Below are 16,946 nucleotides of genomic sequence, written 5' to 3' on the forward strand. Positions count from 1 at the left end.
AGCGTAAGCGCCATCCGGCAGAATAACTACAGTAGGATTTTCAGGCCGTGTTTTTGTACGACGCTAAGCAATTTTAATGACATTCCGCTCGGTCGTTTAGCGCCAGTCTCCCATTTTTGCACGGTAGACACACTGGTATTCAGATAACGAGCGAACACGGGTTGGCTAACATTGAGTTTTTCACGTAGCGCTTTAATTTCAATGGGTTGAAGTGCGGCTACGCTACCGAGACATGATTCATCAAAATGGCGCATTGTTTCCTGTGGGATTGCGCCAACGCTGAATAGCCCCGACGCAGCGCTATGGATCGCTTCGAAAGCCGGGCTTTTGTATTTATTTTTTGCTGTCATCGCAAATCTCCACCAATTCTTTACTTTTAACTAAGGCCGTCGTTTTCTCTTCAGAGAGATTGGCATAGTGTTTTGCTAACTCACGAAACCCCATTAATTCGCGATGGTTGATATTGGCCATATCCTGTTTGGCATATAGAAAGGTATAAAACCAATACCCTGCGCTTTTGGTAAGGATGATTGCGCGATCGCGATTCTTGTTGAGTCGCCTTTTATAAACCCCTCCTCCTAAATCAACCACTTTGCCCTGAAGCGCAGATTGAATTGCCTGATAGAGCTCGTCGTCGGAAATGCCATGAGAGCTAGCCTCTCTGGCGAACCATTTGGTTTTAAAGATACGCATTGCTGACATCCTGTCGTTAAAAGTATAGCACATAGTGCTACATTAAATTCTCCTGAGATTTGTTAAGGCGATAGCAAGCATCGTTTTTTTAAACATGCGAGCAGCTACGCATCCTCTTATGAAAAGCGAGAAGAGTTGCGAAAACGTTAAATGCGTCACAAACAAAATGTTACACTGCGCAGCTTTCCGCCACTTTCTTCGCAGGTCACTCATGAGTCATTCAAATGAAGCCAAAACCCACGCACGCGAGCTCGCGCGACCAAACTGGTCGGCAGTTTTCGCGGTTGCTTTCTGCGTCGCCTGCCTGATTACCGTCGAATTTCTACCGGTCAGTCTGCTGACGCCGATGGCGCTGGATTTAGGCATCTCCGAAGGGATGGCCGGGCAGTCGGTGACGACGACGGCGTTCGTCGCGATGTTTTCCAGCCTGTTTATCACCTCCGTTATTGGCAAAACCGATCGCCGCTACGTGGTGATCCTCTTTTCGCTGCTGCTGACCCTTTCCTGCCTGTTGGTGTCCTTTGCCGATAGCTTCACCCTGCTGCTGCTGGGACGCGCCTGTCTGGGGCTGGCGCTCGGCGGTTTCTGGGCGATGTCAGCCTCGCTGACCATGCGTCTGGTGCCGATGCGCGTGGTGCCGAAAGCGCTGTCGATTATCTTCGGCGCGGTATCCATCGCGCTGGTGATCGCCGCCCCGTTGGGCAGTTTTCTTGGCGGGCTTATCGGCTGGCGCAACGTGTTTAACGGCGCGGCGGTGATGGGCGTGCTGTGTACGATCTGGGTGCTGAAAGCGCTGCCGTCGCTGCCGGGTGAATCGGCGGCTCAGCAGCAAAAAATGTTTGGCCTGCTGAAGCGGCCGGGGGTGATGGCCGGCATGTGCGCCATTTTCATGGCTTTTGCCGGACAGTTCGCCTTCTTTACCTATATTCGCCCGGTGTACATGACCCTCGCCGGGTTTGATGTCGATGGCCTGACGCTGGTGCTGCTGAGCTTTGGTATCGCCAGCTTCATCGGCACGTCGCTCTCCTCGGTGCTGCTCAAACGCTCGGTGAAAGCGGCGCTGGCGATTGCGCCGCTGGTGCTGACCGCCTGCGCGGCGGCGCTGGTGCTGTGGGGTGAAAGCAAAATCGTCGCCTCGACGGTGGCGATCATCTGGGGCTTCGCGTTCGCCTTGATCCCGGTGGGGTGGTCAACGTGGATCACCCGTTCCCTCTCCGATCAGGCGGAAAAAGCCGGGTCGATTCAGGTGGCGGTGATCCAGCTGGCCAACACCTGCGGGGCCGCTGTCGGCGGCATTGCGCTTGACCATTTAGGCCTGCTGTCGCCGCTGGTGTTGTCCGGGGTATTGATGCTGTTTACCGGCCTGCTGGTGGCGACCAAAGTGAAGGTGAATTCACCCGCTTAAGGCCGCTCGCCTTTTGCCAGCCGGGCGTTGATATCCGCAATCACCCCCGGCAGGTCCGCCAGGGTATCAACCACATAATGCGCCCCGGCGGCATACAGCTTGCCTGCCGCCCGCTCGCGACGGGTGGCGATTTCCTCTTTCGACATCGCCTGATACGCCTCCCAGGTGGCGCCAAATTCATTTCCCGACACCGCCAGGCCGACGCTCCACATCCCGGCATGTAACCCTTCGCTGATGCCCGGCGCGGCGTCGTCGACCTTCACGCAGTGGGCCACATCGTCTATGCCCAGGGCAATCACGTTCTGCAGCGCCATCCACGGCCCGGGACGCCCGCCGGCGGCAAGGTCATCGGTGGCGACCCAGTGGTCCGGGGCATAGCCCTGGGCGGCAGCGGCTGGAACCAGTTTTTCCATCACCGGGCGCGGATAGCCCGAGCAGGAGCCGATCTTCAGTCCGTCGGCGCGCAGCGCGGCGAGGGTGTCGACCACGCCGGCGATCGGAGCGGAAAAATCGACAACCTTAGCGATTTGCAGCGGCATAAACGCGGCGTAGATCGCATCGATATCAGCGGCCGTCATCGCCCGACCAAATTTCGCCTGCCAGCGGCTGTCGACCGACGGCAGTTTGCCCAGCGCCTCAATGTGCTGCCATTTGCCAAGCCCCATCGGCACGCGGGCCTCTTCAAGGGTGATCTCCATATCGAAGGCCTGGCGGAAGGCCTCGACGAAAATTTGCGTCGGCGCGAAGGAGCCGAAGTCCACGGTGGTGCCGGCCCAGTCGAGAATGAGTGCGGTGATACGGTTCATGGCGGTTCCTTATTGTTTCCAGTACATGGCGTTGTCGATGGCCGCCAGCAGGGCGGTGATGTCGGCGTCGTAGACTTCGCCGATGTTGCCGATGCGGAAGCAGTCGCTTTGCGACACTTTGCCCGGATAGATCACGAAGCCCTGATCTTTCAGCTTCTGGTAGAAGGTGTGAAAGCGATACTGCGGCGCATCCGGTGAATAAAAGGCGGTAATGATCGGCGAGTGCAGGCTGTCGTCGAGCAGCGGCCGGAAGCCGAGCGCGCGCATTCCGGCTACCAGTCGGCGCTGATTGCGGGTATAGCGCTGATGGCGGGCGCTGACGCCGCCCTCCTGGGCCAGCTCTTTCAGCGCCTGGGCGAAGGCCAGCACGGTATGGGTCGGCGAGGTGAAGCGCCACTTGCCGTGGTTATCCTCCATACAGCGCCACTGGGCGTAAAGATCCAGCGACAGCGAGCGCGAGCGGCCTTTGCAGGCGGCCAGCTCCGATTCGCGGGCGATGACGAAGGCGAAGCCCGGCACGCCCTGAATGCACTTGTTGGCAGAGCTTATCAGGTAGTCAATATTCAGCGCGGCGATATCCAGCGGAATGCCGCCGAAGCTGCTCATCGCATCGACGATATAGCGTTTGCCATACTCTTTCGCCAGCGCGGCCACCTCTTCAATCGGGTTGAGCATCCCGGTGGTGGTTTCGCTATGTACCATCGCGATATGGGTGATCGCCGGGTCATCCTGCAGGATCCGCGCGATCGCCGCGGCGTCCGGGCGGGCGACTTCGCCGCAGTCGTAAGGGTGGAAGGCGATACCCATCCGCTGCGCCATCTCAATCATGCGCGCGCCATAGGCGCCATTGCTGACGATCAGCACTTTGCCCTGTTCGCCGATGACGCTGCCGAGCACCGCTTCGACCGCGTAGCTGCCGCTGCCCTGCAGCAGCACCGCCGTATACCCGGCGGCCGGGGTGGCCAGCTGCACCAGCTGCTGACGAATGGTCTGTACCACGCCGAGGTTGTAATCATCATCCCAGGTGCAGCTATCGAATAACATCGCCTCTTTCACCGTGCGGGAGGTGGTTAGCGGGCCGGGGGTCAGCAGCAGGTAGTTCCGAGAAGTCATTTGTCTCACCATTTGGTCTATACCAGATTGGTATTTATCATGGAGACAAAGCCGGGGCAGGGTCAAAGGAAATGTGGCGCTGCAACAAAAAATTCATCTGGCTATGTATAATGAGCGCACCAAAAGTGGCAGCGAGTAAACATGAAATCACCCTCTGGCGAGATGCCGCAATACCTGATGATTAAGGCGCAGCTGCAGGCACGTATTCAAAACGGCGCCCTCAAAAGCGGCGATAAATTGCCTTCCGAGCGCGAGCTGTGCGCGTTGTTCAACACGACCCGTATCACCGTGCGCGAGAGCCTGGCGCAGCTGGAGGCCAGCGGCGTGATCTACCGCGCCGACCGCCGCGGCTGGTTTGTGACGCCGGAGCGGCTGTGGCTGGATCCGACACAGAACACCAACTTCCACAAGCTGTGTCTCGAGCAGGGACGTGAGCCGAAAACGGTGCTGCTTGATGGCCGGTTATCCGCCGTGCCGCTGGATGTGATGGCGCCGCTGGCGCTGCAGCCCTTCGATCAGGTCTACCTGCTGACCCGCCTGCGCTATGCCGACGGGCGTCCGGTGTGCTATTGCGAAAACCACTGCCTGCCGGCCCGGGTGCCGGAGCTGCTGCGCCACGATCTCAACGGCAGTCTGACCGAGATTTATCAGAGCCAGTACGACCTGATCTATACCAGTATGCATTTGTCGTTTTATCCCACCTCCATGCCGCCGCAGGCCGCAGCGGCGTTGGGGGTGATGGAGGGGCGCCCGGCGCTGCTGCTGCGCAGGCTGAATTACGATCAGCACGGGCGTATTCTTGATTACGATATCGAATACTGGCGGCATGACAGCCTGCGAATCGAAGTCGATACCCATTGATTTTATTGCATTAATCCTTCCCGTGTCCCCGGTGGCGTCAGCGTTAACCGGGGCTATGCCTCCCCCTCGTTTTAACTCTTTCGACACACTTCTTTCATCGTTTTGTCATAAACCCCCGGTAGCGTGAAGGTAAATCTGGTCTACACCAGAATAACTAACTGCGATGAGGCTAACACGATGAAACTCTCCCGACTTGCCCTGCTGTCCCTGTTCGCGCTGACCAGCTCCCCGGTTTGGGCGGACGGCGTCGTCACGGTTTACTCCGCCGACGGCCTGCATGACGGCGATAACAGCTGGTATCAGAGCCAGTTCGACGCCTTCACCAAAGCGACGGGCATCAAAGTGCAGTATGTGGAAGGCGGCTCCGGCGCGATTGTCGAGCGTCTGGCGAAGGAGCGCACCAATCCGCAGGCCGACGTACTGGTCACGGTGCCGCCGTTTATCCAGCGCGCCGCGAAAGAGCAGCTGCTGGCCACCTTTACTCCACAGGGCAGCGCGCAGATCCCTGGCGCCAACGACCGCTATTCGCCGCTGGTGAACAACTATCTGACCTTCATCTATAACGGTCAGTTGCTGAAAACCGCGCCGGCCAGCTGGCAGGATCTGCTGGATAGCCGCTTTAAGAATAAGCTCCAGTATTCCACGCCGGGCCAGGCGGGGGACGGCACCGCGGTGATGCTGCAGGCCTTCCACAGCCTTGGCGGTAAAGACGCTGGCTTTGCCTATCTTGGCAAGCTCCAGGCCAATAACGTCGGCCCATCGGCCTCCACCGGCAAGCTGACGGCGCTGGTCAACAAAGGCGAGCTGTACGTCGCCAACGGCGATCTGCAGATGAACCTGTCGCAGATGGCGCGTAACCCGAACGTGAAAATTTTCTGGCCGGCGGATGATAACGGCGAGCGCAGCGCGCTGGCGCTGCCCTACACCATCGGGCTGGTGCAGAACGGGCCGAACAGCGAAAACGGCAAAAAGCTGATTAATTTCCTGCTGGATAAACCGGCGCAATCCAGCGTCAGCGCGCGCTCCTGGGGCTTACCGGTACGCAACGACGTGGCGCCGGATGACGCTAACTTTAAGGCGGCGCAGGCGGCGCTCGACGGCGTGAAGCGCTGGGAACCCAACTGGGACGACGTTGCGCTTTCTCTCTCGGCGGATATCGCCCGCTGGCATAAAGTGACCGATAGCGAGTAAGCCTGATGTTAATGAAAACGACCGTCACGCCTTCCCCATCGCTGGCGGGGACTTCCGGGATCACCCTGGACTCGCTGCGCGTTTCCTACCACGGCAACGTGGTCTTAAAACCGCTGTCATTGACCATTGAACCCGGTGAGGTGCTGGCGCTGATTGGCCCTTCCGGTTCCGGGAAAACCACCGTGCTGCGGGCGATTGCCGGATTTGTGCAACCGGCTGGCGGGCGGATCCTGATCGGCGACACGGACGTCACCCACCTGCCGCCTTACCAGCGCGGGCTGGCGATGGTGGTGCAGAACTACGCGCTGTTTCCCCATATGAAGGTGGAAGACAACGTCGCCTTCGGCCTGCGGGCGCAAAAGCAGCCCAGGGCGCTGATCGCCGGGCGGGTGACTGAAGCCTTAAAAATCGTTGGTATGGCGGACTACGCCACCCGCTATCCGCATCAGCTTTCCGGCGGCCAGCAGCAGCGCGTCGCGATAGCCCGCGCCATTGCCGTGCGTCCTCGGGTGTTGTTGCTTGATGAACCGCTGTCGGCGCTGGATGCGCAAATTCGTCATAACATGGTGGAAGAGATTGCCCGTCTGCACCGCGAACTGCCGGAGCTGACCATCCTCTACGTCACCCACGATCAGACCGAAGCGCTCACTCTGGCGGATAAAATCGGCATTATGAAAGACGGGTCGCTGATCGCCCATGGCGAAACGCACGAGCTGTACCACTATCCGCCGAACCGCTTTAGCGCCGAATTCCTCGGCCGCGCCAATATCCTGCAGGCGACGGCGCTGACCGATAGTCTTCAGCCGGGTCTGGTTAACGTGAGCTGCGGCGGCGGCCTGGTTAACGCCTTCAGCCGGGGCGGGCTGCATGGCAACAACAAGCTGTTATGCATTCGCCCGCAGCATATGAGCCTGGCGCCGCGATCGGCAACCAGTAATCGCCTCAACGCCACCCTGACTTCGGTACACTGGCAGGGCGATCTGACGCATCTGCTGTGCGACGTCGCGGGCGAAGCGGTGCGGATCGTCATGACTCACGTCAACCCCCTGCCGCGCGCGGGCGACAAGCTGGGGCTCTACTTCGAACCTGGCGATGCGGTTCTGATCGAGGAGCAATGATGGCGCAAACCTTAATCCTTACGCGCCCGGCGCGAAACCTGCGCCCTTACCTGTGGCTGGCGTTGCCGCTATTGGTGCTGGCGACGCTGTTTTTCTATCCGCTGTTGCTGATCGCCGAACAGGCGCTGCGCGACGCCAGCGGTAACCTGAGCCTCGAAACCTTCTGGCAGGTGATTCACTCAAAACGCTTTATTGGCGCGCTGCTCAATACCTTACAGATTGCGGTGTTCGCTACCCTTGGCTGCCTGGTGCTCGGCAGCGTTTTGGCGCTGATTCTGGTTTTTATTCCGTTCCCCGGCAGCCAGCTGATTTGCCGGGTGATCGATACTTTTATTGCGCTGCCGACCTTCCTTATCACTCTTGCGTTCACCTTTATTTACGGCTCGGCGGGGCTGCTCAACGGCGCCCTGATGGCGCTATTCGCCTTTGAACTGCCGCCGGTGGACTTCCTCTATTCGATTAACGGCGTGATCCTGGCGGAGATCACCGTCTTTACGCCGCTGGTGATGCGCCCGTTGATGGCCGGACTGCGGCAGATCGATAAGAGTCAGCTGGAAGCGGCGAGTATTCTTGGCGCTCACCCGCTGCGGGTGATGACCCAGGTTATCTTCCCGGCGGCGCTGCCGGCGCTGATGGCGGGGGGCAGCCTGTGCCTGCTGTTGACCACTAACGAGTTCGGTATCGTGCTGTTTATCGGCGCCAAAGGGGTCAATACCCTGCCGATGATGGTCTACAGCAAGGCGATTCTGGAGTCGGATTACAGCGTGGCCTGCATGATCGCGCTGATGAATATTCTGCTGTCGCTGGGGCTGTTTATGCTCTATCGGCTGGCGGCGGCGCGCACTGGCGTAAGGAGTTAACGATGTTGATTTGGTCGCGTAAAGGCCGCGCGGCGGCGGGCGCGCTGGCGGTGACGCTCTTTGCCGGCATCTTCCTGCTGCCGCTGGCGGTGATTTTGCTCTCCAGCCTGAGCCAGCAGTGGAACGGCCTGCTGCCCACCGGCTTTACCTTCGCCCACTTTGTTAACGCTTTTCGCGGCGCGGCGTGGGATTCGCTGTTTTCCAGCCTGATGGTGGGCTTCTGCGCCAACCTGCTGGCGCTGCTGTGCGGGATGTGGGCGGCGCTGGCGCTGCGCCAGACGGGCGCGAAGCTGCAGAAATATCTTGGGTTGATGTTTTATCTGCCCAGCGCCATCCCCTCGGTTTCCGTGGGACTGGGCATTCTGGTGGCCTTCAGCCAGGGGCCGCTGCAGATGAATGGCACCTTCTTTATCGTCCTGGCGGCGCATTTCGTGCTGATCTCGGCCTTTACCTTCAGCAACGTGACCACCGGGCTGGCGCGAATTTCCGCTGATATTGAAAACGTCGCCTCCAGCCTGGGCGCTTCCCCGTGGTACCGCCTGCGCCATGTGACGCTGCCGCTGATGACGCCATGGATGATCTCGGCGTTGGCGCTGAGTTTATCGCTGTCGATGGGGGAGTTGGGAGCGACGGTGATGATCTATCCGCCGGGCTGGACCACCCTGCCGGTGACCATTTTCAGCCTGACCGATCGCGGTAATATCGCCGATGGCTCGGCGCTGACCATCGTGCTGGTGGGCGTCACGCTGCTGTTGATGATGAAGCTGGAGCGCATCGCCCGTCGTTTGTGTCAGAGATAAAGAGTGGATGTCGTCATGCGGGGCTGGCGGCAGACTGACCGGCGGCGCTGCGCTTGCCGGGCCTGGGGGAGATATCCCTTAGTCCGCTTCAGAAACGTAGGCCGGATAAGGCATTTATGCCGCCATCCGGCACTACCGCGGGTATGGAGCTTGAAGTGTCCTGCCCGGCGGCGCTGCGCTTGCCGGGCCTACAGGGGGAGCCCGCAGGAAGGAACGTAGGCCGGATAAGGCATGTATGCCGCCATCCGGCATAAATGGAGCGCACCAGTCGTAGCCCGGCTAAGCGTAGCGCCAGCCGGGAACGCTCCTTCGACAACGCTATCGCATCAGAACCACGCCTCAAACATCCCGCCGACGTTCAGCGAATCCAGCTGCTGGTCTTTGGTGCCGTTGACCTTCGCGGTATGCTCGTTGTCCACCTGACCGCCGGTCACGTAGAAGCGCAGCATCGGACGGAACTCCGGCCCCATGCCGATGGCGATGTTCTGCGACAGCGTCAGCTTCCAGCCGTGGTTATCCCCGCCCTGGTCGTAGTCCACGCGCTGGTAGCCCGCTTCCAGCCAGGTGGAGTGCACGTCGTTCCAGAAGTACATCGGCCGCACGATGGCGCCGTAGTTCTTGCGGTTGTCGGTGTTGTCCCTGCCGTTGTCGTAGTCGTGGAAGGCCAGCAGATATTCCACCTGTGCCTGCTGGGTGAACTTATGGCTGCCCTCGAAGCTGGCGTAGACCGTGGTCAGGTCGTCGGTTTTGTTGTAGACGCTGTTATCCGAGTTGTCGGAGTAGCGCAGGATCACCTTGTTCACTCCGCTGTCGTTGGTGTGGCTCAGCACCAGGCCGCCCTGCCAGGCTTCGAGACGCGCGTCGCTGTCCACCGCCTTCGAGTCAAAGCCGTAGTTGGCGTACACCTCGACGTCGATCGGCCCGGCCTTGATGTTGTGGGTTTTGGTGGTCAGCGCGTAGTGGCCGTTGTCCCCGGTGTCGGAGCTGCCGGTACAGGTGATACGCGACGGGTTGGTCTCGTCGGCCATCACTTCCGGGCTACAGGATTTCACCTGCGAGACCGTCGCCACGTCGAACTGCACGCCGCCGATATCAAAGTTCTTCACCCCGGCGCCCTGGCCGTCGTGGTTCATCCAGAAGTAGTCGTTGATCCCCTGTTGCGGACGCTGGTGGAAGTCGCGGCCGGCCCAGATATAGGCGTTGGGATTGGATTCCAGCACGTTGGTGACGCCGACGTAGGCCTTCTTCAGGTTAACCTCGTCGCTCCAGTGGTCGAACATGACGTTGAGATCCCAGATAGCCCCCTGCGCGCTTTTGAAGGCTTTGCTGATCTGGAATTCGCCGCCGTTGCTTTCGTTGCCCAGACGACCGATCGCCGAGGCGCCGTTATAGGAGCCGTCGACGCCGACATATTTCTGGTCGCCGGTCTGGAAATGGGCGCCATAGCGGGCATAGCCGCTGAACTTGAGGCCGAACGGAATCGCCACATCCGGCGAGGCGGCGGTGGTCTGCGGGTTGGTAATCACGTCGACCTTTTTGTCGGCCGCGGCGTCAATTTTCGCCTGGCGGTCGGCCAGCGCTTTATCAACGGCTTTGGCGACGATGGCGTCGATCTGTTCCTGAGTAAATTCTTGCGCCATTACGGAAATTGGGCACAGCGCGGCGACAACCGCCATGGCTAAAGGCAGTTTTTTCACAGTATTCATGGTTATCTCGCTTTAATAATTAATATATTTCAGATAATAACCATCCCATTCTGGCTAAAATAAATAACCAAAATAAGCTGATTTGTTTTTTTAGGGTACAGCGACGCCGGAGAGAAATATTCTCGCTGACGTTATTCCATATTAATTAACGCTGGTACAGATGGATTAATTCTTCTGAGAACTCGCGGGCCAGCAGCGAATTCATCAGATGATCCTGGGCATGTACCATAATAAGCGTCATAGGCTGACGCGCTTCACCGGCATCCTGCTCGATGAGCTGGGTCTGCATCTGATGCGCCCGGCGGGCGTAACCGTCGGCCTCATTTAAGAGTAAACGCGCTTCGTCGATATTTCCGGTTCGGGCCGCATGCAGCGCTTCAAAACATAATGAGCGTGACTGTCCCGCATTGACGATAATTTCCATTACCGCATCTTCTAATTCAATCATGTGTATTCCTGAGGTCTTTATTATTTAATAATGCAGTGAAAGTCCTTTTTCTGCATTATGACGCTGTCATCATATTATCTCTCCGGGGCGGAGAGGAATTAGCTAACGGTTTCTGCCACCGGAACGCTATTTTTGGTTTTCTCAACTTCGGTTTTCATTAAGGAACGTTCATAGGCGCGCAGGAACGGCAGGTAAATCACCGCCGACATCACCATGCAGATAAGGCACATCACTACCGGGCTCAGCGTCCAGTTGGCCGCCCACGAGGCGCCAATCGGTGCCGGCGTGGTCCACGGAGTGAGGGACACCACCTGGCTCAGCCAGCCAAGACGCGTCGCGCCGTAAGCCAGCACCGCGTTGACCATCGGTACGCAGACGAAGGGGATAAACATCATCGGGTTCATGATGATCGGCGCCCCGAACAGGATCGGCTCGTTGATATTAAAGAAGCTCGGCACGATGCCCATCTTGCCGATGGTGCGCAGATGTGTGGCCCGGCTACGCAGCAGCAGGAAGGCCAGCGGCAGGGTCGAACCGACGCCGCCAATCAGCAGATAGTGATCCCAGAAACCCTGCAGATAGACGTGCGGCAGCACCGTGCCGGCCGCCAGCGCCGCCTGGTTTGCCGACAGGTTGGCCATCCAGAACGGGTTCATAATGCCGGTGACAATCAGCGAGCCGTGGATCCCGGCGAACCAGAAAATCTGGCACATCAGAACGGAGAGCAAAATCGCCGGCAGCGAGTCGGAGGCGGACACCAGCGGCTCCAGCAGATGCATGATCGCCTGCGGCAGGATCATCCCGGTCTGCGCTTCGATAAACAGGTTCAGCGGATGCAAAGTACCAATCACCACCAGCACCGGGATCAGGATTTCAAATGAACGGGCGACGCCGGTCGGCACCTCTTTCGGCAGACGGATGGTGATGTTGTTTTGCTTCAGCCACGCGTAGACGCGGGTGGAGTAGATGGCGGTGATCAGGGCGGTAAAAATGCCCTGGCCGGACAGATACTGAGTGGAAATTTTACCATCGGCATAGGGCGCGGCGACCAGCAGGAAGGCCATAAACGCCAGCAGACCGGACATCACCGGATCGAGCTGAAACTGACGACCGAGGCTGGCGCCAATGCCGACCGAGATAAAGAAGGTCATTACGCCCATGCTGAGGTTAAACGGCAGCATCAGCTGTTCGCGGTAGTGCTGGGAGAAATCGAGCCAGCCGCGGGCAAAGCCGTTGGTGGTATCGGGTGAAAACGGCGGAAAGATAAATACCAGCATGAAAGAGCCGATGATCATAAACGGCAATGCGGCAGTGAAGCCATCGCGGATAGCGATAACATATTTCTGCTGCCCAAGGCGTCCTGCCAGCGGAGTAATAGATTGCTCGATCACGGCAATCATGGACTGATACAGAGAACTCATTTCAACACCTCTCAGTGCGCCGCTGGGATCAGCGACAGAGCATAATTCAGGACGTTGTCTCCCCGCTGCATACCGTAGTCCATCGTATCGATGGGCTGAACCGGAATGTTCAGGGAAGCCGCTTTGTCAGACAGGGTTTTCAACATGTATTTCACCTGGGGGCCAAGCAACACCACCTGATACTGCGGAAACTGGATGTCAAATTCGGAAACGCCATAGGCGTCAATCTGCACCGGCAGATCACGTTCATTCGCCACCTCCACCATCTTTCTGACCAGCAGACTGGTGGACATTCCGGCAGAACAGCACAGCATAATCTTGTACATCGACGACCATCCTCAAAATGTAAAAAGTTATTGCGTGGATGATTTGATATCAGACGGAAACCGGTTTCCATTTATAAAAAGCAGAACTGTGATAGTGGTCAAGATCTCCTGCTTATGGGGCGGATTTATTGGATTTGGCTCACATTATTCTGTCGATTTGGCGATGTTTTGCGCTGAAATGGAAAATCGGTTTCCAAACAAATGGCGAAATGGATATACTGCGCTGGTCATAATTGAAGCGATTCAGGTTTACGGGATTTTAGCGGGGCGCGGCGCCCGCGCAGGGGAAAATGATGTCGACAATCAATGATGTTTCACGACTTGCCGGGGTTTCCAAAGCCACGGTGTCGCGAGTGTTGAGCGGCTCACGTGGCGTGAAGGAGGCCAGTCGTCAGGCGGTGCTGCAGGCGGCGGAAACGCTCAATTACCGGCCAAACATGATAGCCCAGTCGTTGCTTAGCCAGTCCACCGGCTGCATCGGTGTCATCTGCGCCCAGGACAATATCAATCAAACCACCAGCTATCTCTACGCCCTGGAAAAACAGCTCAGCCAGCACCAGAAGCACCTGCTGCTGCGCTTCGCCAACACCAGCAGCGGCGTGATGAACTCGCTGGAGGAGTTGACCTGCGGGCTGTGCGATAACGTGCTGATCATCGGCGCGCGTTTTCCTCTGAATATTAACCGCCCGGACGTGGTGCTGGTGGACTGCCTCGACAGCGAGGGCGAAAACAGCATTCAGTTCGATCACGCCTTCGCCGCCGAAACCGCCTGTCACTATCTGATAAGCCAGGGCAGAAGGCAGATTGCGCTGATCCATCCCCAGAGCAGCGGCTTCGCCGATCAGGTGCTGCTGGGCTACAAGCACGCGCTGGAAAAAAACTTTTTGCCGTTTAATCGCAATCTGGTGTTTTTGGATAACACCTCGCCGTCGGTGGCGGTGCAGGAGCTGGTCAATAACGCCACGACGCTGAACTTTAATGCGCTGCTGGTGAGCGATGAACAGCAGGCGCAGCGCGTGGTGCCGCAGCTGCAGGCGTTTAACCGCGCCGTTCCGCAAAATGTGATGGTGTTTAGCCTCGCCGGATCGTTACAGCTGCCCGGTATCCCGACTATCCCGGCGATTGAATATTCCATGGACGCGATGGCGTCGCGGATCGTCAACTGGTTGACCGCGAAAACGGACAACCCGGGCGGCAGCCCGCTGCGCGGCGATTTAATTATTCCGAAGCACTAAACGCAGCACTCACCGAGATCTCCCGCCGTCTGTCCACGACAGGACGGCGGTCATGCCGAGATGGCTATTTGGCCGGACAGACGATTTTGTCGATCGCGGCCTGGTAGCTTTTCTGGTTATTGCGCTCTTTCGCCAGCGTCGCTTCGCGGACCGCGTTCTTGTTGCCGTCGGTCGCCAGCACGTTATTGGCAAAATCGTTGTCGCTGAGGTGGCTTGCTGGCGCGCATTTTTCCTTCACCGCTTTAAGCACCTGCTGCTTTTGCTGTTCGAACTGCAGGCTTTGCAGCGGTGATTCAGCCCACGCCGACGTGGCGCTCAGGGCGGTGACCAGGCATACCATCCAACATGCTTTCATCAGGCTTCTCCTTCCGTAATCGCTTCCGTCAACTATATGCGCAGGCGGGCAAACACGCAAATAGCGGTTAATTTAACTTGTTGAAAAGGCGTTTGTTATCATCGCCTCAGGCGGCTCTCACCCGCCGCCGCGAGTCGATGGCGATCAGCACCACCGAGGCCAGGATCAGCAGAGTGCCCAGCCAGTCCGGCAGCGTGAAGGTGATCCCCAGCAGCAGAAGCGACAGCAGGGCGCTGCTCAGCGGTTCGGCACAGCTGAGGATCCCGGCTTTGGCGCCGCCAATCTTCTGCGCGCCGTTAAGATAAAGGCTGAAGGTCAGCGAAGTACCGATCACCACCAGGTAGAAAAAGGCTAACAGCAGGCTGCCGTTAACCACAAAATCGGTGCCCTGGCCGCCGTAAAACGGCAGCAGCATCGCGCCGCCGAACAGCATGCTCCATCCCACGATCGGCAGCGTCCCGTAGCGGGCAATCAGCGTCGAGGGATAGGTGGTATAAAACGCGGCGGCAAACGCCGAGGCGATCCCCCAGAACAGCGCCGCCGGCGAAATCGACAGCGTCGTCGGGTTGCCGTGGGTCACCAGCAGAAAGGTGCCTGCCAGCGAGGTGCAGATAGCCCCCAGCACCAGCGGAGTGGGGCGCGCTTTACGGGCGAGGGCGAACCAGGCGACGATGATCGTCGGGGACAGGAACTGCAGCACCGTGGCCGTGGCGGCATTCGATTTCTCAATGGTCATCAGAAAGGTGAACTGCACGGTTAACGCGCCAAACAGCGAGAAAAACAGCAGGCTGACAGCGTCGCGGCGGTTTTGCAGCACGCGGAAAATGCGGTCGCCGTGAACAAAGCCGAGCATCAACAGGATCAGCCCGGCGAACAGCAGACGCGTCATGGTCAGAAACGGCGACGACATCTGGCTTTCCTGCATAATAAACTGCGCGCACACCCCGGAACTGCCCCACAGCACGGCGGCAATCAGTACGTTCAGCATCCCTTTTTTGCTGGAGCCCATCTTTTCCTCTGGCGAAATATGACAAAGGTGAATCATAGCATGCGCCCGCCCGGGGCGGCGGGGCAGGAAATGGTAGTCGGGCGCGGCGGTACAACTATTTTGCAGGCCCGGTAAGGCGAAGCCGCCGCCGGGCATTAACCGACAATCGCGTTCTAACTTAAATCGACATTTTTACTGCCGAACAGCCAGGTGAGCGCAAAGCCGCACAGGTAGGAGACCGCCAGTCCGCCGGCGTAGACCGCCATCCCGGCGTAAATCCCGCTGCCGGAGGTCATCAGCGGCAGCGCCACCAGGCCGGACGGACCAAACACCGTGTTCAGGCCGACCGGCAGCCCCAGCCAGGCGATCAGCCCGACGAAGAAGCCGCCGCAGGCGCCGCCGAGGCAGGCGGTGACAAACGGCTTCATCCGCGGCAGGGTGACGCCGTAGATTAGCGGCTCGCCAATCCCGAGGAAGCCCGGAATAATTGCCCCCTTAATCTGGGTTCGCAGCAGCGAATCGCGCTTCGCCCGCCAGAACAGCGCCAGCGCCGCCCCCACCTGCCCGGCCCCGGCCATCGCCAGGATTGGGAACAGCGAGTTAAAGCCCTGGGCATCCACCAGCGCAAAATAGACCGGGACAAACCCCTGATGGACGCCGAACATCACCGCCAGTAGGAACAGACCGGCCAGCACCGCCGAGCCAAACGGATTGCCGTTAAGATGCAGGAACAGCCACGACATGCCGGTAAACAACCAGCCGCCAATCGGCATGATCACCGTAAAGGTCACCGCGCCCATGATCAGCAGCGTCACCGCCGAGGTGAGGATCATATCGAGGTTGGCCGGCATGACCCGCCGCACCTGGCGTTCAACCCACGCCCCAAGGATGGCGGCGATCAATACGCCGATGATATTGCCGCGCGGATCGATACCGTGGCCGAAGAAGGTGGAGATCCCGGCGTAGACGCCGCTGGTCGCCTCCGGGTTGTAGCCCAGCACGAACAGTGAGGCGATAATCGCGCCGTTCACGCCGGAGCCGCCGAACGCCTTCTGGGCGTTATAGCCAATCAGGATACTCAGGAAGGTGAACATCCCTTTGCTGAATACCTTCATATAGCCAATCAGCGCCACCAGGCTGGCGTTCGGATGGGCGTTCTCCAGCACGAAAACCTGTTCCGCCAGGGTGGCGAAGCCCAGCAGCAGCCCGACGGCGATAAAGCCGGGGATCAGCGGCGTAAAAATGGTGGCGAATTTGGCGAGAAACTTCTGCACCGCGCTGGTCTGCTTGCCCTTCAGCGCCTGTTTTTTCTCCGCCGCGACGTCGGCCAGCGTCGGCGCGGCGGGCGCCTCCTCCAGCAGGCCGTTCATCATCTCGGCGGCGGTTTGCGCCTTGCCGGGGCCGAGCACCACCTGGAACTGCTCGTCGCTGACGATCACCCCCATCACGCCGTCAATCTGGCGGATGGCGGCGGTGTCGGCCAGGCCTTCATCGCGCAGGGTCAAGCGCAGGCGCGTCATGCAGTTGCCTGCCTGCGCGACGTTAGCGGCGCCGCCTGCGTGGGCGAGGATCCGCGCTATCATCTCTTTCGTTATTTTTGCCATTGCCCGTTACCTGTCT

At 58.9% G+C, this 16,946-nt stretch carries 19 protein-coding genes; 8 read left to right on the forward strand and 11 right to left on the reverse strand.

Annotated elements, in window-relative coordinates; genetic code table 11:
• Positions 1-26 precede the first annotated feature (26 nt).
• Positions 27-350, reverse strand: a complete 324-nt coding sequence (locus ABLX76_RS09470) for a DNA-binding transcriptional regulator (protein ID WP_232609261.1) — start codon at positions 348-350, stop codon at positions 27-29.
• Complete coding sequence (locus tag ABLX76_RS09475) at positions 334-693, reverse strand: type II toxin-antitoxin system RelE/ParE family toxin (RefSeq protein ID WP_241515726.1); 360 nt, start codon at positions 691-693, stop codon at positions 334-336. Before ABLX76_RS09475 ends, ABLX76_RS09470 begins: the two co-directional genes overlap by 17 nt.
• A gap of 211 nt (positions 694-904) precedes the next feature.
• Between ABLX76_RS09475 and nepI the strand changes: the two genes are divergently transcribed.
• Positions 905-2,098: a purine ribonucleoside efflux pump NepI gene (gene nepI, locus ABLX76_RS09480; RefSeq protein ID WP_023291433.1), complete on the forward strand. Its 1,194-nt coding sequence runs from the start codon at positions 905-907 to the stop codon at positions 2,096-2,098.
• Here nepI and phnX read toward each other — a convergent pair.
• A complete protein-coding gene (gene phnX, locus ABLX76_RS09485; RefSeq protein WP_243806732.1) occupies positions 2,095-2,904 on the reverse strand; it encodes a phosphonoacetaldehyde hydrolase in 810 nt (269 codons plus the stop codon). The two genes, nepI and phnX, sit on opposite strands and share 4 nt — an antisense overlap.
• Before the next feature lie 9 nt (positions 2,905-2,913).
• Positions 2,914-4,017: a 2-aminoethylphosphonate--pyruvate transaminase gene (gene phnW, locus ABLX76_RS09490; protein WP_023291431.1), complete on the reverse strand. Its 1,104-nt coding sequence runs from the start codon at positions 4,015-4,017 to the stop codon at positions 2,914-2,916.
• 141 nt (positions 4,018-4,158) lie between these two features.
• Between phnW and phnR the strand changes: the two genes are divergently transcribed.
• The 5 genes from phnR (at position 4,159) to phnV (ending at position 8,847) form a co-directional block, all read left to right on the forward strand.
• Positions 4,159-4,878, forward strand: a complete 720-nt coding sequence (gene phnR, locus ABLX76_RS09495; RefSeq protein ID WP_023291430.1) for a phosphonate utilization transcriptional regulator PhnR — start codon at positions 4,159-4,161, stop codon at positions 4,876-4,878.
• A gap of 177 nt (positions 4,879-5,055) precedes the next feature.
• Positions 5,056-6,069: a 2-aminoethylphosphonate ABC transporter substrate-binding protein gene (gene phnS, locus ABLX76_RS09500; protein ID WP_023291429.1), complete on the forward strand. Its 1,014-nt coding sequence runs from the start codon at positions 5,056-5,058 to the stop codon at positions 6,067-6,069.
• A 5-nt stretch (positions 6,070-6,074) separates the two neighbouring features.
• Complete coding sequence (phnT, locus tag ABLX76_RS09505; protein ID WP_262963097.1) at positions 6,075-7,187, forward strand: 2-aminoethylphosphonate ABC transport system ATP-binding subunit PhnT; 1,113 nt, start codon at positions 6,075-6,077, stop codon at positions 7,185-7,187.
• Positions 7,187-8,047, forward strand: coding sequence for a 2-aminoethylphosphonate ABC transporter permease subunit (gene phnU / locus ABLX76_RS09510; protein ID WP_262963098.1), 861 nt, complete (start codon positions 7,187-7,189; stop codon positions 8,045-8,047). The genes phnT and phnU overlap by 1 nt, the downstream gene beginning before the upstream one ends.
• Before the next feature lie 2 nt (positions 8,048-8,049).
• The gene (phnV, locus tag ABLX76_RS09515; RefSeq protein WP_348874452.1) at positions 8,050-8,847 is read left to right on the forward strand and encodes a 2-aminoethylphosphonate ABC transport system, membrane component PhnV; all 798 of its coding nucleotides are present in this window, start codon (positions 8,050-8,052) and stop codon (positions 8,845-8,847) included.
• Positions 8,848-9,173: 326 nt separating this feature from the next.
• On the opposite strand, the gene ABLX76_RS09520 is transcribed toward phnV, so the two are convergent.
• The 4 genes from ABLX76_RS09520 to ABLX76_RS09535 all read right to left on the reverse strand — a co-directional run bounded on the left by ABLX76_RS09520 (position 9,174) and on the right by ABLX76_RS09535 (position 12,748).
• Positions 9,174-10,553 carry a carbohydrate porin gene (locus ABLX76_RS09520; RefSeq protein WP_289552536.1) on the reverse strand — a complete coding sequence of 460 codons (1,380 nt, stop codon included), beginning with the start codon at positions 10,551-10,553 and terminating at the stop codon, positions 9,174-9,176.
• Between the two features lie 145 nt (positions 10,554-10,698).
• Complete coding sequence (locus ABLX76_RS09525; protein ID WP_004205145.1) at positions 10,699-11,001, reverse strand: PTS lactose/cellobiose transporter subunit IIA; 303 nt, start codon at positions 10,999-11,001, stop codon at positions 10,699-10,701.
• A 98-nt stretch (positions 11,002-11,099) separates the two neighbouring features.
• Complete coding sequence (locus ABLX76_RS09530; protein ID WP_023291424.1) at positions 11,100-12,422, reverse strand: PTS sugar transporter subunit IIC; 1,323 nt, start codon at positions 12,420-12,422, stop codon at positions 11,100-11,102.
• An 11-nt stretch (positions 12,423-12,433) separates the two neighbouring features.
• On the reverse strand, positions 12,434-12,748 hold the full coding sequence (locus ABLX76_RS09535; RefSeq protein ID WP_348874453.1) for a PTS sugar transporter subunit IIB: 315 nt from the start codon (positions 12,746-12,748) through the stop codon (positions 12,434-12,436).
• On the opposite strand from ABLX76_RS09535, the gene ABLX76_RS09540 reads away from it, so the two are divergent.
• Both ABLX76_RS09540 and ABLX76_RS09545 read left to right on the forward strand, forming a co-directional pair.
• Positions 12,741-13,058, forward strand: coding sequence for a hypothetical protein (locus ABLX76_RS09540; protein ID WP_124070018.1), 318 nt, complete (start codon positions 12,741-12,743; stop codon positions 13,056-13,058). The two genes, ABLX76_RS09535 and ABLX76_RS09540, sit on opposite strands and share 8 nt — an antisense overlap.
• The gene (locus tag ABLX76_RS09545) at positions 13,042-13,983 is read left to right on the forward strand and encodes a LacI family DNA-binding transcriptional regulator (protein WP_065882906.1); all 942 of its coding nucleotides are present in this window, start codon (positions 13,042-13,044) and stop codon (positions 13,981-13,983) included. Before ABLX76_RS09540 ends, ABLX76_RS09545 begins: the two co-directional genes overlap by 17 nt.
• A 64-nt stretch (positions 13,984-14,047) precedes the next feature.
• On the opposite strand, the gene ABLX76_RS09550 is transcribed toward ABLX76_RS09545, so the two are convergent.
• The 3 genes from ABLX76_RS09550 to murP form a co-directional block, all read right to left on the reverse strand.
• Positions 14,048-14,338, reverse strand: a complete 291-nt coding sequence (locus ABLX76_RS09550) for a YicS family protein (RefSeq protein ID WP_023291415.1) — start codon at positions 14,336-14,338, stop codon at positions 14,048-14,050.
• 106 nt (positions 14,339-14,444) lie between these two features.
• Positions 14,445-15,347, reverse strand: coding sequence for a DMT family transporter (locus ABLX76_RS09555; RefSeq protein WP_004205129.1), 903 nt, complete (start codon positions 15,345-15,347; stop codon positions 14,445-14,447).
• Between the two features lie 152 nt (positions 15,348-15,499).
• Positions 15,500-16,930, reverse strand: a complete 1,431-nt coding sequence (gene murP / locus ABLX76_RS09560; protein ID WP_023291414.1) for a PTS N-acetylmuramic acid transporter subunit IIBC — start codon at positions 16,928-16,930, stop codon at positions 15,500-15,502.
• Positions 16,931-16,946: the final 16 nt, after the last annotated feature.

Source organism: Klebsiella sp. JB_Kp004, from assembly GCF_040065795.1.
Taxonomy (GTDB): domain Bacteria; phylum Pseudomonadota; class Gammaproteobacteria; order Enterobacterales; family Enterobacteriaceae; genus Klebsiella; species Klebsiella quasipneumoniae.